Annotated in this window: 21 protein-coding genes; 19 read left to right on the top strand and 2 right to left on the bottom strand. The window is 35.8% G+C overall.

The features are described from left to right. Window positions 1–233 precede the first annotated feature (233 nt). The 6 genes from KD050_RS05685 to KD050_RS05660 all read left to right on the top strand — a co-directional run bounded on the left by KD050_RS05685 (window position 234) and on the right by KD050_RS05660 (window position 8,203). Window positions 234–1,040, top strand: a complete 807-nt coding sequence (locus tag KD050_RS05685; protein WP_211895258.1) for a DUF2935 domain-containing protein — start codon at window positions 234–236, stop codon at window positions 1,038–1,040. A 150-nt stretch (window positions 1,041–1,190) separates the two neighbouring features. Further along, on the top strand, window positions 1,191–2,444 hold the full coding sequence (locus KD050_RS05680; protein WP_211895257.1) for an MFS transporter: 1,254 nt from the start codon (window positions 1,191–1,193) through the stop codon (window positions 2,442–2,444). A 63-nt stretch (window positions 2,445–2,507) separates the two neighbouring features. Continuing rightward, on the top strand, window positions 2,508–3,830 hold the full coding sequence (locus tag KD050_RS05675) for a transcriptional regulator (RefSeq protein WP_211895256.1): 1,323 nt from the start codon (window positions 2,508–2,510) through the stop codon (window positions 3,828–3,830). Between the two features lie 599 nt (window positions 3,831–4,429). Then, window positions 4,430–5,548: a mandelate racemase/muconate lactonizing enzyme family protein gene (locus KD050_RS05670; RefSeq protein WP_211895255.1), complete on the top strand. Its 1,119-nt coding sequence runs from the start codon at window positions 4,430–4,432 to the stop codon at window positions 5,546–5,548. Window positions 5,549–5,573: 25 nt separating this feature from the next. Next, the gene (locus tag KD050_RS05665; RefSeq protein WP_211895254.1) at window positions 5,574–6,992 is read left to right on the top strand and encodes a YfcC family protein; all 1,419 of its coding nucleotides are present in this window, start codon (window positions 5,574–5,576) and stop codon (window positions 6,990–6,992) included. A gap of 32 nt (window positions 6,993–7,024) precedes the next feature. Then, window positions 7,025–8,203, top strand: coding sequence for a M20 metallopeptidase family protein (locus KD050_RS05660; RefSeq protein ID WP_211895253.1), 1,179 nt, complete (start codon window positions 7,025–7,027; stop codon window positions 8,201–8,203). Between the two features lie 133 nt (window positions 8,204–8,336). On the opposite strand, the gene KD050_RS05655 is transcribed toward KD050_RS05660, so the two are convergent. Beyond that, complete coding sequence (locus KD050_RS05655) at window positions 8,337–8,540, bottom strand: YheE family protein (RefSeq protein ID WP_211895252.1); 204 nt, start codon at window positions 8,538–8,540, stop codon at window positions 8,337–8,339. 72 nt (window positions 8,541–8,612) lie between these two features. Between KD050_RS05655 and KD050_RS05650 the strand changes: the two genes are divergently transcribed. The 7 genes from KD050_RS05650 (at window position 8,613) to KD050_RS05620 (ending at window position 16,068) form a co-directional block, all read left to right on the top strand. Further along, window positions 8,613–9,002, top strand: a complete 390-nt coding sequence (locus tag KD050_RS05650; protein ID WP_211895251.1) for a ferritin family protein — start codon at window positions 8,613–8,615, stop codon at window positions 9,000–9,002. A 66-nt stretch (window positions 9,003–9,068) separates the two neighbouring features. Further along, window positions 9,069–10,211: a DUF445 domain-containing protein gene (locus tag KD050_RS05645; protein ID WP_211895250.1), complete on the top strand. Its 1,143-nt coding sequence runs from the start codon at window positions 9,069–9,071 to the stop codon at window positions 10,209–10,211. 19 nt (window positions 10,212–10,230) lie between these two features. Beyond that, a complete protein-coding gene (locus KD050_RS05640; RefSeq protein ID WP_090570206.1) occupies window positions 10,231–10,575 on the top strand; it encodes a YlbF family regulator in 345 nt (114 codons plus the stop codon). A gap of 616 nt (window positions 10,576–11,191) precedes the next feature. Next, window positions 11,192–11,971: an enoyl-CoA hydratase gene (locus KD050_RS05635; protein WP_370627186.1), complete on the top strand. Its 780-nt coding sequence runs from the start codon at window positions 11,192–11,194 to the stop codon at window positions 11,969–11,971. A 280-nt stretch (window positions 11,972–12,251) separates the two neighbouring features. Next, window positions 12,252–12,953 carry a polyphosphate polymerase domain-containing protein gene (locus KD050_RS05630; protein ID WP_211895248.1) on the top strand — a complete coding sequence of 234 codons (702 nt, stop codon included), beginning with the start codon at window positions 12,252–12,254 and terminating at the stop codon, window positions 12,951–12,953. Window positions 12,954–13,014: 61 nt separating this feature from the next. Further along, window positions 13,015–13,701 carry a DUF4956 domain-containing protein gene (locus tag KD050_RS05625; protein ID WP_211895247.1) on the top strand — a complete coding sequence of 229 codons (687 nt, stop codon included), beginning with the start codon at window positions 13,015–13,017 and terminating at the stop codon, window positions 13,699–13,701. 51 nt (window positions 13,702–13,752) lie between these two features. Further along, window positions 13,753–16,068, top strand: coding sequence for a carbohydrate-binding domain-containing protein (locus tag KD050_RS05620; protein ID WP_211895246.1), 2,316 nt, complete (start codon window positions 13,753–13,755; stop codon window positions 16,066–16,068). 403 nt (window positions 16,069–16,471) lie between these two features. Here the strand turns inward: KD050_RS05620 and KD050_RS05615 are convergent, their stop codons facing one another. After that, the gene (locus KD050_RS05615; protein ID WP_211895245.1) at window positions 16,472–16,657 is read right to left on the bottom strand and encodes a YhzD family protein; all 186 of its coding nucleotides are present in this window, start codon (window positions 16,655–16,657) and stop codon (window positions 16,472–16,474) included. A 134-nt stretch (window positions 16,658–16,791) separates the two neighbouring features. Here KD050_RS05615 and KD050_RS05610 point away from each other — a divergent pair, with 134 nt between their 5' ends. The 6 genes from KD050_RS05610 to yhaM all read left to right on the top strand — a co-directional run bounded on the left by KD050_RS05610 (window position 16,792) and on the right by yhaM (window position 22,477). Beyond that, the gene (locus tag KD050_RS05610; RefSeq protein WP_370627185.1) at window positions 16,792–17,007 is read left to right on the top strand and encodes a helix-turn-helix transcriptional regulator; all 216 of its coding nucleotides are present in this window, start codon (window positions 16,792–16,794) and stop codon (window positions 17,005–17,007) included. Next, window positions 17,000–17,311, top strand: a complete 312-nt coding sequence (locus tag KD050_RS05605) for a DUF2178 domain-containing protein (protein WP_211895243.1) — start codon at window positions 17,000–17,002, stop codon at window positions 17,309–17,311. Before KD050_RS05610 ends, KD050_RS05605 begins: the two co-directional genes overlap by 8 nt. Before the next feature lie 18 nt (window positions 17,312–17,329). Then, on the top strand, window positions 17,330–17,524 hold the full coding sequence (locus KD050_RS05600; protein WP_211895242.1) for a hypothetical protein: 195 nt from the start codon (window positions 17,330–17,332) through the stop codon (window positions 17,522–17,524). A gap of 95 nt (window positions 17,525–17,619) precedes the next feature. Then, on the top strand, window positions 17,620–18,831 hold the full coding sequence (locus KD050_RS05595) for a metallophosphoesterase family protein (RefSeq protein ID WP_211895241.1): 1,212 nt from the start codon (window positions 17,620–17,622) through the stop codon (window positions 18,829–18,831). Continuing rightward, entirely contained in the window at window positions 18,828–21,542 is a 2,715-nt protein-coding gene (locus KD050_RS05590) for an ATP-binding protein (protein ID WP_211895240.1), read from the top strand. The genes KD050_RS05595 and KD050_RS05590 overlap by 4 nt, the downstream gene beginning before the upstream one ends. Next, window positions 21,539–22,477 carry a 3'-5' exoribonuclease YhaM gene (yhaM, locus tag KD050_RS05585; RefSeq protein WP_211895239.1) on the top strand — a complete coding sequence of 313 codons (939 nt, stop codon included), beginning with the start codon at window positions 21,539–21,541 and terminating at the stop codon, window positions 22,475–22,477. Before KD050_RS05590 ends, yhaM begins: the two co-directional genes overlap by 4 nt. Window positions 22,478–22,611 lie beyond the last annotated feature (134 nt).

Genomic DNA, 22,611 nt, shown 5'->3' with positions numbered 1-22,611 from the left:
CCGTAGCGGAAATCAACGATGTTTCTAAGTTTACTCTTCTTAAAAGGACTGGGTGTCTTTTTCTCTTTTGATGCCTAGTGTTTCCTTGAAAAAACTCCAACAATCAAGTTTTACCAATCTCTTCTACCAGAGAAATTAGACAAATGACGAGGAAGCATTTGAAAAAAATGTTTGGAGATTATTTTGCTAAACGTATCATACGATAACAGTAAGAAAAACTTGGAGGTGGATGGTTGGCAAATGAGTTTGTTGAAAGGTCATTAGATGAAATTAGATTTTGGTCTAGGATTATGAAGGAACATGCATTATTTTTAAGCTTAGGATTTACTTTTAATGAGGAAAAGTTAATTGAAGAAGCACAACAGTACATTGCAATTTTTGAAAAAATTGAAGAGCAGTTAGCGGGTTACTCTGTGAATTCTGATCCAAGGCAAATACAGGCTTTTAATTCACATGTGTATCAAGCGGTCGTATCGATTTGGGGGTATAAAAGAAAAGTATTAGGACTAATACTGCGATGCAAAATCAGAACTAACAATTACCCACTATTAGTTGATCATATAAGTAGAGAGGCAGCTTACTTTGCTAAAAGGTTAAAAGAATTAAATGAAGGGAAACTGCAGCCTTTACCAGAAGCAATCATTAAAGAAAATGTGTTTTTCCTTAAAATTATGGCAGACCATGCTAAATTTATTGGTCATCTTTTAGATCCTAGTGAACGAAAATTAGTCGATCAGGCAAGAGAATTTAGCCACGATTTTGATCAGTTATTATATCAAGCACTTGACTTGGAAAGCATGAGACCACAATCAGAGACTCCTCCACTGCTTCACCAGTTTTTAGATCAAAATCGAGTATCTGTCGTTTCTTTAAGAGATTTTAAGAAAACGGCACGTGACTTAATTGAGGCGTGTCGAATTAAGAGCAATATTCATCCACTATTAGCAGACCACACGTTTAGAGAAGCAGAACGTTTTATAGAAATTATTGATCTATTTGAGGAAAACCTTACTAACGGACCCCCTTTGACAAGTCAATAATCTTGTTATTAAGGACTTCCAAAGAGACTAGAGGGAGTTTGTAAGCTAAAATTCCATGACATCAACAGATTAATGAAAATATTTTAGATTGAAATTTTTATTCGAAAAACATATATTTAGAGTACCGAAATAAAAAAGAAGAGGTACTCTATGTATATTTGGTTTGCTGATTGGAAAAAGAAGTTATCTTCCTTTAATAGGAATGTGAAAATGTTTATGCTTGCAAATATACTCATTCAAATTGGAATGGGTGTATTTTCAGTTATGTACAACCTATACATAAAAGAGCTTGGCTACCCTGAAACTCTTAATGGCAAGATTATTTCCATGACATCTCTTGCTTCTGCCCTTATGTTAGTGCCAGCAGGTTATTTAAGTGACCAATTAGGTAGGAAAAGAATCATAATCGCAGGTGCTGTAGTTGCTGCAAGTACCCTATTCTACAGAAGTTTAGTAACAGGCGAACAATCACTGATTTATGCTGCATTCTTTACAGGATTATTTATGGCATTAGTTCAGGTATCCGGCGTTCCTTTTTTAGCCGAAAATACAGACTCTAGTGAGCGTATGCACCTTTTTAGTATTCACTTTTCCTTGATGACCATTGCTAGTGTAGTGGGAAGTTTAGGGGGAGGGGTGCTAGCTGATGCTCTTCATGTAATTGGAAATATTCCTACGGTAGATTCGATTAAATATGTATTAATTATAGGAGCAATCATTTTCACATTCGGCTTGCTTCCTTTGTTCCAACTTAAACCTGTAATTGTTAAAGAAGATAAAAACATCAAGGTTGAGGAATTTGAAACAAATGCACCGAATGGTTTCCGCAAAAATTTCAAGGTTATCCTATTATTCGGCTTTGCAAACTTACTAATTGGAACTGGTTCAGGGCTTGTCATTCCTTATTTGAATTTATATTTTTCTAATCGCTTTGATGCATCGAATACGTATATTGGTCTCATATTGTCACTTGGCTCTGCAATGACGGCTGTAGCTATGTTGCTAGGACCTGCTTTAGTGAAAAGGGTTGGTAAAGTAAAGGCATTAGTTATTTTTCAGCTGCTGTCGATACCATTTTTATTCATCACTGGTTTTACTAATTCTTTAATCATCGCTTCTATTGCTTTTTTAATGCGTCAGGCTTTGATGAATGCTGGGAATCCTATTCAAAGCGCAATTGCAATGGATCTCGTCCAGGATAAATATAAGGGGCTTGCGAATTCGGTAAACCAAATGGTATTTAATGTAGGCTGGGCAAGTACTGGAGCAATTTCGACTGGACTTGTCATGACATTTGGCTTTTATTGGGGATATGCGTATACGTTTACGATTACTGGTATTCTTTATATTATTGCATCTACCTATTTTTATATCCTGTTTGGGCGTAAGAAAAAAATTGAATGAGTATTACTCTGCTTTCTATATTAGTCCAATTATGGTATAAAAAAGGCAGAGGCGGTGTTTGTGATGATTCATATAGCAGCGGTAAGTTCGAAAGAGGCGATTGATCAAATAATAAGGAATAGCAATAAATTAAAAGACGTGAAAATTACACCTTACATTTATGCAGATCCATCTAAGAGTAGGGAAGTAGTCGAAAGCATTGTTGATTGTGACGTCGTAATTTTTGCGGGTCCACTTCCATATCTTGTGTGTAAGGATATATTAGAAGAGCGAGGATGGCAGGCAGTATTTATCCCTTTAGATGAATATACGCTAACTAGTACATTGTTTTATTCCATGATTCATCAAGAGAAAGGAATTAAACGATTGTCGATTGATGTAGGGAGTGCTCTTTACGTAGACCATGTGGTGGAAGAATTTAATCTTTCAAGAGATGATTGGTATGTATTTGATAGTGGTGAAATGATAAATGACTCTCCAGAATCATTTAATGTGGAAAAAGTGATTGATCATCACTTGCAACTGTGGAATTCTGGGAAAATTGATTTTATAATTACGAGCGTGGATTATGTGTATTCAATGCTACGAGAAAAAGGAATACCGTCGGTGCCTATGAATGTTCCGGAAAAAGCGGTAGTTGATACAATACATAAAGCAATTACTTATGGGCGATTAGCTATAAGTAAAAACGCGGAAATTGCCATTGGGTTAGTTACATTTAGTCTATCAGATAATGCTATTCATGAATTCGATACGATGGAACAAAACACAACTATATTTCTTCACCAAATGATGTTAAATTTTGCTAGGAAGCATGATTATTCTTTGCGATTAATAGGGATGGATCAGTTTATCTTGTATGGAACGAGAGGAAGTCTAGATAAGTTTATAGAAAAAGAAAATTTGGAAGAATTTTTTCACCAGGTAGAGAAATCTTATGGAATATCGATGAACATCGGATTTGGTCTTGGATACTCTGCGAGGATAGCGGAAGGCAATGCAAGAATTGCACTTTACCATGCGCGAAAAAAAGCGGAACAAAGGCATTCTATTTATATTGTTTCGGAAAACCAGGAAATCATAAATCCTTTGCAAGGAAAAGATAAAGTATATTCTCTAAAGAGTGAAGATGATTATATCTTATCTATTGCAAGTGCAACGAGAATGAGTGTGTCAACCATTACAAAGTTAGTACGTTTTGAGGCATTAAGAAGAAGTACAAGCTTTACGACGATAGATCTTGAAGAATATTTAGGAATTAGTAGACGAAGTGCTGAAAGAATACTAAAAAGCTTAATAGAATGTAATTATGTTAAGAAGGTTGGAGAAGAACAACCGCATTCAAAAGGACGTCCCCGTTCTGTGTACCGTATTAGTTTCGATTAATATGGTTCTTTTTTTTTAGAGATAAGAAAGTATATAAAAATGTACCGTGTACATATGGTTCATGGGACTGGAAAGAATGATTAGTACCGTTGATTTCCGTTTCAGGCGGACGCTTTCCACTACAATTAATATAGGGAGTAGTATTCCACTATGTGGTTTGGCAATTCATATTGCTTAGATGATAAGATTTTCCTTATTACTAGCGCTAATTTCATCATGACTTTTTATCCTATAATACTCGTTTATTTAGCTGATACTATTTACAATTATAAGTTTTTATAAAGGGAACGTTGTTGATTGGAGCGAAAATCTTTTTTGCGAGGAGCTTGCGCAGGAGCAAAGGAAGTGGCTGAAGCCGTGCCCACAGAAAGCGTCCGCTCGGAGCGGAAATCAACGGCATATCTGGGTTTCTGTTCTTAGAGGCCGGGCGTTTTTTCGCCCGGTTTTTCTTTTTTAAAACTTTCTGTAAATTCGATATTGACTGGCTATTAATAATATAGTAAATTTATATCAATCTATTAGCGTCTATATAAAGGCAAATGACGTTAAGTGGTTTTTATAAATTGAAAAGGCTTACATAAAGAGGGGGAGATCGGTTCTTGAAAATTATATCTATACAAGTAAATGCTATTCACTTACCTTTTAAAAATCCTTTTACGATAGCTTATGAAACGTATAAAGTGATGCCTTCTCTTATTCTAAAAATGGAAACAGATGATGGTTTAGTAGGATATGGTGAGGCTGTACCTGACCAGCATGTAACAGGAGAAACTTGGGAAAGTACATTATCCAATATTAAAAACTATTTAGCACCTGTAGTTTTAGGAGAAAATCCTTTTAACATTGAAAAGATTCACGACAAAATGAATGCCGTATTACATTATGCACCAACAGCAAAAGCGGCCATTGATATTGCTTGTTATGACTTAATGGGTAAGGTAGCCAAACAGCCAATTTTTAACTTACTCGGTGGCGCTTATTATCAATCACTAAGTATTACTCATGTAATTGGGATGGGAACCAATGAAGAAATGATAAAAGAAGCAAAATCAGCAATAGACCAAGGATATAGTGAATTAAAAATAAAAGTGGGAAATACTCCAAGGGAAGATGTTCAATTAGTTGCAGAAATACGAAAAGCTGTTGGTCCGAAGATTAAGCTAAGGCTAGATGCAAATCAAGGGTGGAAGCAAACTACAACGGCATTACAGGCACTAAAAGAGCTTGAAAAATATTACATTGATTGGATGGAACAGCCTATTATAGCAGCAAATCGTGTAGGGTTAGCAGAACTTCATCAAAGGACTTCTATCCCAATAATGGCAGATGAATCAATACATGGAGCAGAACAATTAAGAGAATTGATTTCGTTAAATGCTATAGATTTGATCAATATTAAACTGATGAAGTGTGGAGGGATTTATCCTGCACAGCAGCTTGTTCATCAAGCGCAAATGGCAGGTATCAGTTGTATTATAGGTTCAATGATTGAATCTTCTATTTCAACAGCAGCTGGGGCACATTTAGCTTTATCCAAGAAAAATGTAGTGGCGAATGAATTGGGGAGCCCACTTATATTTTCAAAAGATATTGCACCAATGATGTACAAAAAAAATAAATTATTTGTTCCACAACAGCCGGGTCTTGGCATACAAGTGAATGAGGAGTTACTAAAGAGATTGTCCATTAGGGGAGAAGAAATAAGCAGTTCACTATAAAATTATGTACAAAGGGGAAAATTAAATGACGACTATTTCAAATGAGCAAACTCTAAAACAGAAAAAAATTAGAGAAGCACCTCATCCATTTATTATATTATTTGTAGTTGTCATCGTCATGGCAGCATTAACCTACCTTATTCCTGCTGGGCAATATGAGCGTGTTGTGACTGAAGATGGAAGAAGTGTGGTAGTAGATGGATCTTACACGACGATAGACTCTAAAAGTGCTGGTTTTTTAGATGTTTTTAATGCTATCCATAAAGGAATGGTTCAATCCGCTCCAATTATATTCTTCATATTTATTGTCGCAGGTTCTTTTAACTTGTTCCGAGAATCAAGAGCTATTGAAGGAGCATTTGGATCACTATCTACTAAGATGAAAGGTAAAGAAATGCTACTAATTCCAGTAATCATGTTATTTTTCGGATTTGCTGGAGCGGGGATAGGGATGTTCGAAGAAGTCCTTCCATTTATTATGATTTTAGTCCCTATTGCAATTGTGATGGGCTTTGACTCTATGGTTGGAGCAGCAATGGTCATTGTAGGTGTATCAGCTGGATTTACAGCGGCATTCATGAATCCATTTACCATCGGTGTGGCACAAGGACTTGCAGATGTACCGATTTTCTCAGGGATGGGATTACGTATAGTATTTTGGATCGTGTTTATGATTGTATCGATTGGTTATGTCATGATTTATGCAAGAAAGATTAAAAAGGATCCTACCAAAAGCATTATGTACGAAGAAGACCGAAAAAGAAATATAGATATTAATGCAATTGAACAAGATTCGATTACGAAAACGCAAGTGGCAACTTTAGTGGTTTTAGGATTGACTTTAATAGTGTTAGCAGTTGGAGTACTTAAATTTGGATGGTTCATGACAGAGATTGCAGCCTTATTTTTGATAATGGCGATTGTAATGGGGTTAATTAATCGAATGAACTTTAATGAAATAACAAAGTCATTTGTGCGTGGGTGTGAGGAACTTGTAGTAGGTGCACTTGTAGTTGGCTTTGCGTATGGGGCACTTGTAATTTTGAATGAGAGTAACACGATTGATACTGTGTTATACGGTATTTCCAATTTAGTAGAAGAATTACCATCAGGTTTAACAGCAATAGGAATGTATCTTATGCAAACAGTATTAAATGTGATTGTTTCGTCCGGTAGTGGTCAAGCAGCTTTAACGATGCCGATTATGGCTCCTCTTTCCGACTTATTGGGCGTTAGTAGACAAACGGCAGTACTTGCATTTCAAATGGGTGATGGTATTACAAATATTATTACTCCAACAAGTGGGCTAATTTTAGCTGCACTTGCTATGGCTAAAATCTCTTATGGTAAATGGGTGCGATGGTTATGGCCACTAATTGTTATTCAATTCGTTTTAGGTGGAGTTTTCATAACGGTTGCACATTTATTCTTTTGGCCAGCATGAGTTAATGGATAGAATTTTTAGGAGGAAAAGTTATGATTGAACAATTATTTAATAGATTAGAAGAAATTTATCCAGAGTTAGTTAATATACGAAGAGATTTGCATATGTACCCAGAGCTATCGCATGAAGAGGTAGAGACTCCGAAAAAAGTAGCAGATTTTCTTACTGAATTAGGATTAGAAGTGAAAACAGAGGTTGGTGGAAGAGGAGTATTAGGTTTTTTACGAGGCGGAAAACCGGGGAAAACAATTGCTTTACGCGCAGATTTTGATGCTCTTCCTATCCAAGACGAAAAAGAAGTAGACTATAAATCTAAAATTCCTGGTGTTATGCATGCTTGTGGACATGACCTTCATACAGCTGCTTTATTAGGAGTTGCAAAAATATTGAGTGAAGTAAAGGAGCAAGTTCCTGGTACAATCGTATTCTTACATCAATTTGCGGAAGAGACATCTCCTGGTGGAGCGGAATATATGATTAAAGATGGTTGCTTAGATGGTGTAGATGTAATTTACGGAGCACATGTCATGTCTCAGCAAGCCTATGGAACGTTTAGTGTAGTGGAAGGCTATGCATCCTCTGCACAAGATGACTTTTATATCACAATTAATGGGCGGGGGGGACATGGATCATCTCCTCATGAAACAATCGATGCTCTAGTCACTGGAAGTCAAGTAGTGCTTAATCTGCAGCAAATAGTTAGTAGAAAAGTAAATCCACTAAAAGCAGCAGTTGTTACAATTGGTTCGTTTAATAGTGGTAGTACTACAAACGTAATACCTGATTCTGCTTCTATTAAAGGAACTGTTCGGACGTTTGATGAAGAAGTCCGAAAAATGATTCAAGTTTGGATGGAGAAAATTGTGAAAAGTACTTGCGAAGCAGCTGATGCTTCATACGAGTTAAAATATGTAAATGATTGTCCTTCTATTTGGAACGATCCAGACGAAACAAAAAGATTAGAGAACATTGCAAAAATGATTGTAGGAGAAGAAAATGTAATTCAAGGAGATCTAATGATGGGAAGTGAAGATTTCGCTTATTATCAAAAAGAGATACCAGGTGTGTACTTTATAGTTGGTGGTAGAAACGAAGAGTTGAATGCTATTTATCCACATCATCATCCTAAGTTTGATGTCGATGAGCGTTCGATAAAAGAGATTGTAAAAGTATTTATCGGAACCGTATTTGCTGATTTGGAGAATGAATAAAAAGTTAAACTGCATGTGTTTGTACGCAAACATATGCAGTTTTTTTCTTGTTGCATACTGTGTAAAAACAAACTTAACATTAAACAATTACGTTTATACAAACAAACGTGAAAGTTTTTTACAAAGTGAAACTTCAGTCATACACATGAAATAACATTAGCTCGTGTATCATTTTTTTCACTGTTTCTTCATCAGCTGGTGTTTCACCTATCCATTTTATCATGCCATCCGGTTCATATTCTGCAGTATATCTCTGTTGTTTATAAAAGAAAGAGACAGTCCAACCTGGAAGTTGTTTGTTTTCATAGAGTGGTTTGAAGCTAAAGTGTTGTAGCATGGATATCAACCTTTCATGTGAGAGAATTTGTTAGCATACACTAATATAAATGATTAGTGAAGGAGCATTGAATTGTTTAATGAGCAATTAAGGCAAGCCATACTTAACGAATTTCAGGATTATCATTTTTATCGTACTATGTATAAATTGACGGATGATCCGTATTTTCAAGGTTTTATCGAACATATATATGAGGATGAAAAAAGCCATTACGAAATGTTCCAACAACTCTATTATATGCTGACCGGTACATTTGTACAAAACTTTCCGGAACCCGTATTATGCACAAATTTGAAAGAATGCTTAAAAGATGCGATTAGGGATGAATTGGAATCTGCGGAGCTTTATAAGGAAATGTTGTTACAAATACCAATTCAACAAGCTTATGCTCCACTATTTGTTGCAATGCATGATGAGACCGAGCATGCAATCCGTCTTACTACGATACTGCATTTATTGTAAATTCTTTTAGTGTTTGTCTATCCTCTGCTATAATAATCTATATGCTAGAGGAAAAAGGTGAAATCGATGGATTTTATATGGACAATCACATTTATGGCAGTAGTCGGAGCAGCGATCGGAGCGGTGACTAATCACTTAGCCATTAAAATGTTATTTAGACCACATGAGGCAAAATTTATAGGCTCTTGGCGCATCCCGTTCACACCGGGGCTTATCCCAAAAAGACGCGATGAGCTTGCGAAGCAATTAGGAAATACTGTTATACAGCATTTACTAACGCCTGATATTTTCAAGAAAAAATATTTCAATGAAGAAATGAAAAATAAAGCAAATCATTTCCTAACGGAGCAGTTGAACGAAAAAATCTTTCAGTCGGACAAAACGATAAAAGATTGGTTGAAACTTGCTGGACTAGAAAATGTGCCAGCTATTGTGAATGGCAAAATAGAAGAACAGGTGGATGTTCAATTTAGTCAATTAAAAACTAGATTCGAACAAGAAACTATACGTCAGCTTGCACCAATGGATTGGCAACAAAAAGCTGATACCAAAGTTGGAGAAATTGTTTCGTACATTTTACTTAAAGGCGAAGATTTCTTTGAATCAGCTGAAGGTAAGCAGACGGTAAAAAATCTTATTGATGATTTCCTTTCAACAAAAGGAACGCTCGGCAATATGATTCAAATGTTCATGGGTGAATCCTCATCACTTGCTGGAAAAGTTCAACCGGAAATATTAAAATTCCTAAGAGCACCTGGAACAAAAAATATGCTAGAAAAAATAGTCCGAAGCGAATGGGAAAAATTAAAAGATCGTCCTCTAAATGAAATGATGGACGGCTTTGACTTTGAGCCTATTGTTAAAAATGTTAAAGTATATTTGACAGAACAATTGGCAATCGAAGAAAGATTACATTATAGCTTCTTGCATTATTTCCCAGGAGTAACTGGATGGACAGAGTCATATCTGATACCGAAAGTGACGACATTTGCATTTCAAGAGGCTGAAGCAAAGCTAGAAGAAGTCTTGCGTAAAATGAAATTAGAAGATATGGTAAAAGAGCAAGTAGATACTTTCCCAGTATCACGCTTAGAGGAAATCGTTCTTGGTATTTCGAAAAGAGAGTTCAAAATGATTACCATTTTAGGTGGTGTTCTTGGTGGACTTATCGGTATTATTCAAGGACTGATTGTATTCTTTACTACTTAAATTAAAGGAGCTTACTAACATGATTAACATTTATGACGACATTAACAAACTAGAAAAAACACTACGCCAAACAGATGAATTCTCCAATGTACAGACAGCAGTAGAATCTGTAAAGGCTGATGAAGAGGCTCTAGCGTTATTCCAAAGTTTCCGTAAAGTTCAATTGTCTCTACAAGAGAAGCAAATGAATGGGGAAGAAATTTCTGGAGAAGAGATTGAGTATGCTCAAAAAACAGCTCAGCTAGCACAAGGAAACGAAAAGATATTCCACATGCTTCAAGCAGAAATGGCTTTAAGTCAACTAATTGAAGAAGTAAATCGCGTATTGATTAAGCCTGTTCAAGAACTTTATGAAGGCATCTAAGAAATTAATGAAAAGAACTTTTCCTATTATGGAGAGGTTCTTTTTTCGTTTTCTTTACGTTCTATGGCGTGAAACAGTATAAGTGGATAAATATTCTGTTTCGTAAGTAAATCATAATCCATCGCAAGTTAATGGAGAAGGAGCGCAAGTTACCTATAGATGAGCAAGTAAATACATCAGCAAGTAAATAGTTTTCACAATAAAAGTATCTATTTATAGGGGGTGGCCTAATACGGATGTGCGCTGCCGCACGCTTCGCTACTTCCCCTTTTGAAGTCTCATTCTTCGCCCTCTTGCGGCCTGGAAGGCGCACATCCTAACGACCACTGCTGATAAAGAAAACAGGAATTATATATGGAATAACATGTAGAATTCACACTACTCTTTAGAACAATTAATGGAAAGTCTAATAATATGAATTAGCCTACATTTGTCTTCACGTTTTCCAGGCCGCATGAACGGCCGTATGATACGGATGTGCGCTACCACTCCTACACCCTTTTTGAAGTCTCATCAGATAGTCTAAAAACTTCACCTTTATAAGCAGGATATTTAGTGCATTATAACGAATGTAATAGAAGAATGAATGACTATTCACTTACAAAGGGGAATGTATATGTATAATACTTTATTGTTAGAAATAGAAGGGCGTATTGCAACTTTAACATTGAATCGTCCAGAAGCGATGAATTCAATGAATGGAGTGATGATGAGAGAGCTAGCAGAAAGCCTAGAATCACTTCAATCTGACAGATCTGTTCAAGTGTTAGTTATTAAAGGAGAGGGGCGCGCATTTTCTGCAGGTGGAGACATTAAAGCGATGCTGGATAAGGAGAATCCTTTAGATATTGACGAGGCGATGACGTACCTTACGCGAATTGCGAAAACTTTATATACGTTACCTCAAATTACTATTGCTTCAGTACACGGGGCAGCGGCAGGATTAGGATTTAGTTTGGTATTAGGTTGTGATATTATCATCGCAGAAGAAAATAGCAAGCTTGCCATGAATTTCATCGGAATTGGGTTAGTTCCGGATGGAGGTGGCCATTTCTTCCTAAAAGAAAGAGTCGGTATTCCAAAAGCAAAACAGCTTATGTGGAGCGGCCAACTGTTCTCTGGAAAAGAAGCACAAAAAATCGGTCTTGTGGATGAAGTTGCTTCAGATGGTTTAGGATCTGCAACTGCCGCATCATATGCACAAAAGCTAGTCCAATCACCAGTTGCTGCAATGATTGCATCAAAAGAAATTTTACATTCAACAAAATTAAACGAATTACAATCTGTTCTAGAAAGAGAAGCTGTTACACAATCCACAATGCGAAAAACGGAAGATCATGTAGAAGGGATTCAAGCTTTTGTGGAAAAGAGAACTCCCCAGTTTAAGGGGAAATAGATAGTAAAGGGGGATCATTTAGATGATCTTTCTTTTTTAATATGAATGGAAGCAAATATAAGAAGTTATCGGATGTTTTTATTAACAAAAAAGAGGATGGAGGTGACGCTAGTCACTCTCATCCTCTTTTTTTCAATTATATATCCTCATAAGAATACCATCAAAAATTACAAAATATTTACTTGACGTATTCCTGACTTATTCAGGAGTTAAAGTATGTTTATCAGCAAGTTAGTTGATCTTTTCCAAAGCGTATCAAATTAAAAAAAGGAGTGTAATCATGCCTATTCATACATCATTTAATCCGAATGGTCGACAAGAACTGAAGTATGGCATCACATATATAGATTATATGTTATTAAAAAATAGACTGAAATATGTGATGCGTTTAGATACCCATTCTGGTCCAACAGGAAAATATTTAATTCGTTCGTGTTACTTTGATAACTTTGAAAACAAAGTAATGAACGAGAAAAAGGAAGGCTATTTAACTAGAGATAAATATCGTGTTCGTATTTATGGAAAAAGTGATGGGATTATTAATCTTGAACGGAAAAGTAAGCGTAATAATCTTACTTTTAAATCTAAGTGCAATATGACGAGGTCAGAATTTGAAAAAATTCGTATCGGTGATATTCAGTGGATGGAAAAAGATGATCGCCCGTTAATTTGTGACTTGTACTTAGAAATGAAAGGGAACTTAATTAAGCCAATGTCAGTAGTCGATTATGAAAGAGAGGCTTACGTTTATTTGTATGGCAATGTAAGAGTGACTTTTGATAGTAAAGTGCAGACAAGCATACGTAATACAGATATGTTCAATAAGCATTTACCAATGATCGATGTCCTTGATCCGACAGAGGTTATTTTAGAAGTAAAATTCGACGAGTACTTACCCGATGTTGTGAAAATGATGCTTCAAGGTATTAATACGAAACATGAGGCTTATTCCAAATATCAGTTAAGTCGTATGTATATATAAAGTAAAAATTCAATCAGTGGGGGTCTTCATCCCCTACGGTATAAAATTAGGAGGAAATAAAATGGCAACTTCAACAACATTTACAGATATTTTCAAATCAAGCTTTATAGAAAAAACAGTTTCATTTTCTTTAACTGATTCACTACTAGGACTGATTTCAGCATTCCTATTGGGGGTAGTTATTTATGTAGTTTATAAGAAAACGTTTAATGGTGTAATTTACTCCCATACATTTAATATCTCATTGATGGTTATGACAATGGCAACAGCACTAGTCATAATGGGTATCAGCCAGAATGTTCTATTATCACTTGGTATGGTTGGGGCGTTATCTATCGTTCGTTTCCGTACGCCGATTAAGGATCCAATGGATTTAGTTTACTTGTTTTGGTCAGTAATTGTAGGCATTTTATGTGGTGCAGGTTTTATACTGTTGGGAATCGTCGGCACAATCTTAATAAGTTTAGTCATTATCGTATTTGCAAATAAAATTGTAGTTGAAAATCCATATTTATTAGTTGTGAAATTTGCTAATGGTGAAGCAGCAGATGCTATAGATCAATTACTAAGAAATTCAACGAAGAAATATGCATTAAAATCAAAGTCCCATATTTTAGAGTATGAAACGGAAGTCACATATGAAGTGCGTGTAAAAGAAAATGATACAAAAATCGTTTCAGATATTTCTAACGTAAAAGGTGTGTCTTCAGCAGTAATGCTAAGTTACGATGGTAACTTTACAGCATAAGTCGAAAAGGTCTGTAAATTTACAGACCTTTGTTTTATAGGAGGTAATATGATGGAGAAAAAAATAGCAATCCCGCTAATATTATCGGTAGTTTTAATTGCTAGCGGATGTAATGAAAAGAGTAGTACAGAGACATCAGTAGATACTGAAGCACTAATTTCTCAATATGTAAATTATGATTCAGAAGATTTCTACACTGCCTGGGAAGGTGATGTATTTACAAAAATAACTTTAAATGATGACGCAACAACTTTTGACGGCTCTGGTGGTGTTATTATTAATGGGCAAAATGTAGAGATTCATACATCAGGTACTTATGTACTGGAAGGATCCCTCTCTGATGGTCAAATTAAAGTTAATACAGAGGACACTGGTAATGTACGCTTAATCCTAAATGGGGTAGAGATTACTTCATCTACTAATGCAACAATTGATATTGAGCAATCAGATAAAACGATTATCTCACTTGAAAAAGGAACTGAAAATATTTTAACAGATGCAACATCTTATGTTTATGAAGACGAAGCAAATCAGGAAGTTGGGGCAGCTATTTTTAGTAAGGATGATTTAATCATCAATGGTACTGGTATGTTGACAGTTAATGGTCATTACAAAGACGGAATAGTGAGCCGTGATGATTTGATTATTACAGGTGGTACTATTAATGTAACTGCAATCGATGATGGTGTTGTCGGTCGCGATGTGTTTGCATTGTCTAATGCTACTGTAAATATAACTGCAGATGGCGATGGTGTAAAATCATCAAATGATGAGGATGAAGATCGAGGCAATATTGTTCTCGAAAGTGGCTACTTAACAGTGATAGCGCAGGGTGATGGTTTACAAGCTGAAAAAGAAATTATTGTAATTGATGGTGAGCATTCCATCAAAACTGGTGATGGTAGTCCAGAAATCGTCTCATCTTCAGAGTCAGGCATGGGAATGGGTATGGGAAGTGGTACAGGAAATATGCCAGAAATGGGTGCAGGAATGAGTATGGATTTCAGTTCAATGACAGATGACGAAGTAGAAGCATTTGTTGAGAATATGGAAAGTATGAATTTCCCAATTGATATTTCAACTGAAATTGAAGGCATGACAACAGAGGAAATTCGAGAGTATTTAACAAAGACTTTAGAATCTATGATGCCTCAAGGCGGTGGTGGAATGGATCGTCAAAATCCAGAAGGTAGTGAATTACCTGAAGATGGACAATTGCCTGGTGTAGGTGCTGACCAAAATACTCCACCAGAAAAACCGCAAAATTCAGATTCTAAAGCTCCAGTAGAAAGAAATACAGAAGAAGATAATAACGCCAATGCTTCAAATGTTGATACTACAAGCCAAAAGGGAATTAAAGCAGGAACAAATTTAAATATCGTAGGTGGAACAATCACAGTTGATACAATGGATGATGCACTGCATAGTAATGGAGATCTAACCATTCAAGGTGGAGAAGAAACTCTTTCAACGGGCGATGATGGTATACATGCGGATGGTAATGTATTTATTGCTGGTGGTGATATTACGATATTAAAAAGCCTAGAGGGTATAGAAGGTACTAATATTGAGATTTCAGATGGTTCCATTCATCTGAAAGCAGCAGATGATGGCGTCAATGTAAATGGTGGTAGTGATATGAATGAAATGTTTGGTGGTTTCGATCAAACCTCAACTACAACAGAGACTGAGGAAATAGAAGAAGTTGACTCTACAATAGAGGATGGCCAGCTTACGATTTCTGGAGGATATCTATACGTCGATGCAGATGGTGATGGATTAGACTCTAATACGAATATTACGATGACGGGTGGTACTGCTATAGTCTATGGTCCAACTGAGATGATGAATGGTACGTTAGATTATGATGGAACATTCATAATGCAAGGCGGAACGTTAATAGCTTCTGGTAGTGCTGGAATGCCGTTAGGTGTATCTGATGGATCAACACAAAATACGATTATGATGACATTTGATGAGACACTTGAAGCAAACACACCTGTTACAGTGACAAATGCTGATGGTGAACAAATTATCACGGTTGCACCTGAAAAAAATTATCAAATGATAGTAATTAGTTCTCCTGATTTAGATCTAAATGAAGAAATGACATTAAGTCATGGAGGTACTCTAACAGGTGATGTTGTTGATGGGGTCTATACGAATGCAACTACAACAGATCCGACAGGTAGTGTGACTTATTCACCCACAGCAGTCATGACTTATTTAAATAGTAGTGGAATGACAGAAGAAGGCTCATCTATGATGGGCGGTGGAATGAGAGATAATATGCAAGGTGGAGGTGGTTTTGGTAGAGGCCAAGGGCGGCAACAAACAGAAACAACAGAGGATGCTACAAATGAATAGTACAATGTAGTTTTAGATGCGATCAATTGTATAAGCTTTAATGTAGATCTCCCATTATAAAACAGCCTCTGATATAAAACAGCCTCTGAAGTCGAAAATATCGATTTAGGGGCTGTTCTTTTAGGTATTTAATATTTAGATGAGAGTAAAGAAAAAAGTACATCGTTTGAATTGTTATTATGAAAAGAAGGCTAACGAAATTCTGGTACCTAGATTCGTAGTAAAGAAGAATAATATACCTGACTAACTGAAAAGTATATATAATGGCTTAACGGAATAATGAATGCTAGTGAAGCTCATTGAAATTAGTAGGTAGAATAACACTAAGGGATTTAGCCATCAAATGGTTAAAGTCCCTTTTGCTTTTAAAGGATAAGAAAGTATATGAAAAAGTACCGTTTTTTTATACGTGAAATAGCACCAGCTTACCAGAACTATTTACTAAACGATGTGTTTTAGTGGAAAAGCCTTTTTCTTCAATAACTGCTTCCCCTTTTCGCTTCGCTTCATCATCATTTTCATAGTTCCAAGTTTCCTCTAAAATTAGTTCCCCTGTCGGTTCAAATGCAGTAAATTTATATGGTTTCAAGATTCAAACACCCCTTTATTATTCTAACTATATATTATACACAAAAAATTATGAAAATAAAATGTAAAGTTAGCTTGACAACTAGAAAATAAGTAAAGTATACTTTACGTAAAGCTAACTTTACAAAAAGGGGGATGAATTTGAAAAACTACGTTCGAGATAAAAGGATGGCATTCGGGCTGACACAGGATGAACTCTCAGAAAAACTTGATGTATCTAGACAAACAATAATATCGTTAGAAAAAGAGAAATACAATCCATCTATTAATTTGGCTTTTAAGCTATCCAGACTTTTCAAATGTACGATTGAAGATATATTCATTTATGAGGAGGATGAGAAGGATGTATGAAAAATTTGATTTACTTTCATTTTTAATAGGTTTGCCACTAGCAATTGTAATTATGGTTATTGTTTTCATTATCAATCGGAAAATTGGAAAGAAAAAGAGATGGTTTGATGAACGTTACAATAGAATTCATGAAAAAGCACGATCCTATTCATGGGTAGCGACGACCGTTGCTATCCTTATAGTGTGGATGATTGTCATTATTATGGAAGGACCAGGACTGACCTTTTTCTTACTAACAGGTCTTTGGTTGGTTCATATGATTTCCTATTCAATCGGTGCAATTATTGCAAATCAAGATAACTAAATAAGGGGGCAGAATAAAATGCAAAATACAAAAGCTGCATTAATCGTTTCGTTATGTGCTCTAATTGTAATTCCTGGATTATTTTTGATTGTTTCGTTGTTTACCGGTCAATGGAAGTATCTTCTATTTAGTATTCCTCCTTCTCTGATCGCAGGATTAACTGGATTACTGTTAACTCTTCGGCAAATAAAAATAGAACGAAAAATTGTATAACAATATAGTAAGAGACTGTATACATTTAGTTGTATACAGTCTTTTCTTTATGTTAAAATAAGAACAAATATTCTATTTTAGGTGAGGTGTACTTGATGGCAAGAATACGTTTTCTACATGTGGCAGATTTACATTTGGACAGCCCTTTTAAAGGTATTTCCTCTATACCTAAAAATAGATGGAAAGATATACGCGAGAGTACTTTCCAAGCATTTCAAAACATGATTAATTATGCGATTGAAAGTAAACCTGACTTCGTATTGATAGTAGGGGATATTTATGATGGTGAAAATAGAAGTCTACGTGCGCAGCATTTATTTCAAAAGGGTATGGAAGCTCTGCATGTAGAAAATATTCCGGTGTTTATTTGCTATGGAAATCATGATCATTTAAGTGGTAATTGGGTTCGTTTTCAACTGCCCGAAAATGTTCATGTGTTTGGAGCAGGGGTAGAGACAAAAACTCTATCGGTACATGATGAAAAAGTGCATATTACAGGATTTAGTTATAAAGAGCGGCATATTCAGGAACCTATGCATAGCTACTATCCCTTTGCAAAACATAATGAGCTTCATATTGGGATGCTTCATGGTAGTGTGGAAGGCAATAATGAGCATGATGTATACGCGCCATTTAGAAAAAGTGATTTGCTAGAGAAAGGCTATCATTACTGGGCGCTTGGTCATATACATAAGCGCCATATTATCCATTCTGATCCACCAATTGTTTATCCGGGAAATACCCAAAGCAGGCACCGAAATGAAAGAGGTATTAAAGGATTTTACGACGTATCATTATTTAAAAATCAAGCAGAGCTTCAGTTTGTCCCGTCAGCTGCTTTTATATATGATGAGCTTTCCATAGATTGTGTGGGCATGTTCCACGCCAATGAGTTACTAACCTACATTGAAAATGAATTGACAAGTTATAGTCAAATAAATGGAAAAGCGATTATTGAGCTTACGATTAACGGAATAACGGAGGAAACGATTGACCTATTAAAGTCGACTAGTAAAGATGAATGGCTGTCATTGATCCAAGAGAGTCTAGAGCTGGCAAGCACCTTTTTAATAGTAAAAGAATTACATATACGATTTCCAATTGAGCGGAGCGCCGAATCTACAATGCTACTATCTGCTTTGAGTGATTGGGATACTTCGGAATGGAAACTCGCTTTAAAGGAACTTTATCAGCATTCTAAAGGGAGCAGGTATTTACAGCCAATTGATGAATGCTTCATCGATGAAGTCCTAAAAGAAGCGGATATAGTAGTTTCAAAGGCTATGGCAAGGGGGAGTGAAGATTGAAGCTAATAAAACTTCATATATATGGCTTTGGAAAACATGAGAATGTAGAAATAGGTCTGATCAATGGCATAAACGTGTTCTTCGGTGAGAACGAAGCAGGAAAGACTACCATTCAACAATTCATCTTGCATATATTATTTGGATTTCCACAAAGGAACTCACAGTTACTCCGTTATGAGCCGAAAAGCAGCGCAACCTATGGAGGTAAAATTCAAATAATAGATGAGCATGGACAACCTGTAACTATTGAACGAGTAAAAGGGAAGGCAAGTGGAGAAGTTACACTATATTATCCGGACGGTAGAAGAGGAGGAGAAAGGGAGCTGGCTAGTATTCTTCATTCGTATTCCCGAGCAGATTTTGAAGCTATTTTCTCTTTTTCTCTACTTCAGTTACAGGGCTTCGAAAAGATGACAGAAGAGGAGCTAACGAGAACATTATTATCTTCTGGAACGACAGGAATAGATACATTAGCATCTGTTGAAAATCAGTTTATAAAAGAAATGGGCGAACTATTTAAGCCAACTGGAAGAAAGCCACTTATCAAAAAAAAAATTGAAGAGCTACGTGAATTAGAAACTACCTACAAGCATCAGCTAGAGGAAGTAGAGAAATATGAACCTTCTATTAAACGACTTAACGAGCTTGAAACAATTGTTTTTGAAATAGATCAACAAGAAAAAGAGATTTCTACGCAGTTACAACTATATTTGGAATGGAAACAACTGAAACCATTGAAAGAAAAGGAAACTAAACTGAATCAGGAGCTAGACAAAGTAAAGCATCAGTCCTTCCCCACAGATGGTATCCGTAGATTTGAGTTAATAAAAGATAAACTGAATCGTAATCATATAGAAATGGAGCAGTTGAAAAAAGAGTCGGATTCTTTAACAACCCATACAACTAGCTTAACCACTCAGCAATTAGAGGAATTACAGTCCTTTCTAAATCGAGAAGCAGAATGGCATCAGCTTCGTTCCAAGCGAATACAAATAGAAGAAGAGCAAAGCAAAACACTACAACTCCAAATGCAACAGCTAGCTTTAGTTGGAATTGATTGGGAAAAAAGCTTATCGCATATAGTCCAAGCCGATGTTTCAATTCAGCAAGAAGATAAACTAGTTACTATTCTTCAAACTGAAAAAAACTTGGAGCTGGAGCTACAACAGGAAAAACGATTATTACAAATGAAGGAACAGGACCTCCTACAACAACAGCAAAGAGTGACAGAATCGAAACGAGTAAATAAAAATTCTTCCAATAAAAAAGTGAATAGAATAATGTTCTGCATTATTGCAGCTACTGTCCTAATTGGAGTAATCATAGGGGTTACCCAATCGAATTGGATGGTTGCACTTACTACAATTATCATTAGTGGAATTGTATATGCAGGCTTTTCTCTAATATTGAATACATGGAAACAATCAAATGATGTTCAAACATATGCAGATTTATTGAAGAAGGAACAGGAATCATTACAACAAGCTATTTCTATGTTGAAGCAAAAAATTAGTGGGTTAGAAAACAAGAAAACAGAAATATCTAATCAAGTAAACGAGTTTTTAACAAGGTATCATATTAATGAACAACTATCACCAAGTCTATTGCCTGAACTATTTAAGTGTCTGCGCATGATTCAAGAACAACAAATACAACTAGACCAAATGGAAACAAAGCTCTATGAAGTTCGGTTACAAATACAGGCGTTAAATAAACAAGCTCAGGACAAAGTTCAAATAAATCTCCTTGAAGATATGCTCTTTCACCAATTAAGAGAATTCTATCTAGAAGAAAAGAAAAAATCAGAAGATCAACACTATAAAGAGACAAAGGTTTCCGAGCTTAAAAAGAAGCTTCAGGAGCTATCATTATTTCAGCAATCCTTTACTGAACAAATCAACATATTGTTTCGTGAAGCAAATATAGAAACGGAGTCTGATTATTATAATGCTCATACCATCTATGAACAAAAAGTAGCATTTGAAAAGGATTTGCATCATATTCATCTACAGCTAGCTGGAAAACAAATAAATCTGGACGATTTTGATGATATATTTGAGGACGAGTGTAAGAGGAATTTACTTCACTTACAGCACCAGAGACATGAATACAATGACGAGAAAGCATCTCTATCTTATCAAACGATGAAACTATTAGAAGATGAAGAGCAAAGTGAACAATTGCAACTAATTGAACAGAGAAAAGCAGAATTACATGAACTTGTGAGAAAATGGGCTGCACAAAAAGTAGTCGTAGAATCGATTAAACAGATAATGAGGCAGTTAAAAGAGGAGCGACTTCCAGAAGTATTAGAAAATGCACAGCATTATTTTCAACTGCTTACAAACAAATCTTATGAACAATTGATATTATCCCCAGAAGGTAGCTTTGAGGCAGTTAAATCATCTGGACAGCGCTTTAAAATAGCAGAGCTAAGTCAAGCGACTAAAGAGCAAGCATATATTTCCTTGCGTATTGCGCTAGCAGTATCATTACAAAGCAAAACTCCTTTTCCGATCATAATGGATGATCCATTTGTACATTTCGATCGTGTCAGACTTCAACAAGTGGTACAATTAATGGCAGAGTTACAAACAGAACACCAACTTTTATATTTTACATGTCATGAACAAATGAGATATGTATGGCAAGACGCATCCGTAGTACAAGTAGCTACATTATTATCCAGAGAGGCGGGGATTGTGAGATGAAAGGCATTACACAATTACGAGTAGGTGATCCAGTTGATCATTACTTACTTATAAAGCAATCGACAAAGGGTGTAACAACCGTTGGTAAACCATTTATGTCACTGATATTACAAGATAAGAGCGGAGATATCGAAGCAAAACTTTGGGATACAAATGAAGAACATGAAAAACTTTATGGTGCTAGTCAAATTGTTCGTGTAGGTGGAGAAATTCAAGATTATCGTGGTAAGTTCCAATTACGTGTAAAAAGCATTCGACCAGTAAAGTCAGAAGAGCCCATTGCGATAAATGATTTAGTACCTTCTTCTGAAAAGCCAAAAGAAGAATTGATGGAAGAGCTTTTACAATACTTCTTTGAAATGAAAAATCCATTAATACAACGCATTACGAGACACTTGATGAAAAAACACCAGACATCATTTATGACGTTCCCAGCAGCAACTAAAAATCATCATGATTATGCGTCTGGATTAATCGACCATGTTGTGTCTATGTTAAAGCTAGGAAAAGCGCTATGTGATTTGTATCCAACCCTAAACAAAGATCTTCTATACGCTGGAATCATTTTACATGATATAGGAAAGGTTATAGAGCTTTCAGGTCCTGTTGCAACAACATACACAATTGAAGGGAATTTACTTGGACATATTACGATCATGGTCAATGAAATTTCTAAAGCAGCAGAAGAGCTAGAAATCGAGGGCGAAGAAGTAATGCTTCTTCAGCATATGGTTCTCTCTCATCATGGTAAAGAAGAATGGGGTAGTCCAAAACGTCCTGCACTCCGCGAAGCTGAGATGCTGCATTATATCGATAATATTGATGCGAAAATGAATATGCTCAATCGTGCATTAGATAAAACAAACCCAGGTGAATTCTCCGAACGATTATTCCCTCTTGAAAATCGTTCATTTTATAAGCCTACATTTGAATAATAGAAAAAGCGTAAAGGTAACTTTACGCTTTTTTTTGTATATGGATTATCACGCTGTGAACCGAGTGATCATAGTACCTTTTAAGAATATAACAATACTGATGATTGCCGTTTAAGGCAGACACTTTCCGTAGG

The organism is Psychrobacillus sp. INOP01 (genome assembly GCF_018140925.1).
Lineage (GTDB): Bacteria > Bacillota > Bacilli > Bacillales_A > Planococcaceae > Psychrobacillus.
The sequence above is the reverse complement of the archived record's forward strand: the minus strand, read 5'-3'. Positions and strand labels throughout refer to the sequence as shown.

Bases quoted from the DNA above. Each gene is read 5' to 3' on its own strand.
- KD050_RS05665 (WP_211895254.1), top strand. From the start codon at position 5,574: ATGACGACTATTTCAAATGAGCAAACTCTAAAACAGAAAAAAATTAGA.
- KD050_RS05595 (WP_211895241.1), top strand. From the start codon at position 17,620: ATGGCAAGAATACGTTTTCTACATGTGGCAGATTTACATTTGGACAGC.
- KD050_RS05645 (WP_211895250.1), top strand. From the start codon at position 9,069: ATGGATTTTATATGGACAATCACATTTATGGCAGTAGTCGGAGCAGCG.
- KD050_RS05675 (WP_211895256.1), top strand. From the start codon at position 2,508: ATGATTCATATAGCAGCGGTAAGTTCGAAAGAGGCGATTGATCAAATA.
- KD050_RS05630 (WP_211895248.1), top strand. From the start codon at position 12,252: ATGCCTATTCATACATCATTTAATCCGAATGGTCGACAAGAACTGAAG.
- KD050_RS05680 (WP_211895257.1), top strand. From the start codon at position 1,191: ATGTATATTTGGTTTGCTGATTGGAAAAAGAAGTTATCTTCCTTTAAT.
- KD050_RS05655 (WP_211895252.1), bottom strand. From the start codon at position 8,540: ATGCTACAACACTTTAGCTTCAAACCACTCTATGAAAACAAACAACTT.
- KD050_RS05600 (WP_211895242.1), top strand. From the start codon at position 17,330: ATGCAAAATACAAAAGCTGCATTAATCGTTTCGTTATGTGCTCTAATT.
- KD050_RS05635 (WP_370627186.1), top strand. From the start codon at position 11,192: ATGTATAATACTTTATTGTTAGAAATAGAAGGGCGTATTGCAACTTTA.
- KD050_RS05660 (WP_211895253.1), top strand. From the start codon at position 7,025: ATGATTGAACAATTATTTAATAGATTAGAAGAAATTTATCCAGAGTTA.
- KD050_RS05620 (WP_211895246.1), top strand. From the start codon at position 13,753: ATGGAGAAAAAAATAGCAATCCCGCTAATATTATCGGTAGTTTTAATT.
- KD050_RS05610 (WP_370627185.1), top strand. From the start codon at position 16,792: ATGAATTTGAAAAACTACGTTCGAGATAAAAGGATGGCATTCGGGCTG.
- KD050_RS05640 (WP_090570206.1), top strand. From the start codon at position 10,231: ATGATTAACATTTATGACGACATTAACAAACTAGAAAAAACACTACGC.
- KD050_RS05605 (WP_211895243.1), top strand. From the start codon at position 17,000: ATGTATGAAAAATTTGATTTACTTTCATTTTTAATAGGTTTGCCACTA.
- yhaM (WP_211895239.1), top strand. From the start codon at position 21,539: ATGAAAGGCATTACACAATTACGAGTAGGTGATCCAGTTGATCATTAC.
- KD050_RS05625 (WP_211895247.1), top strand. From the start codon at position 13,015: ATGGCAACTTCAACAACATTTACAGATATTTTCAAATCAAGCTTTATA.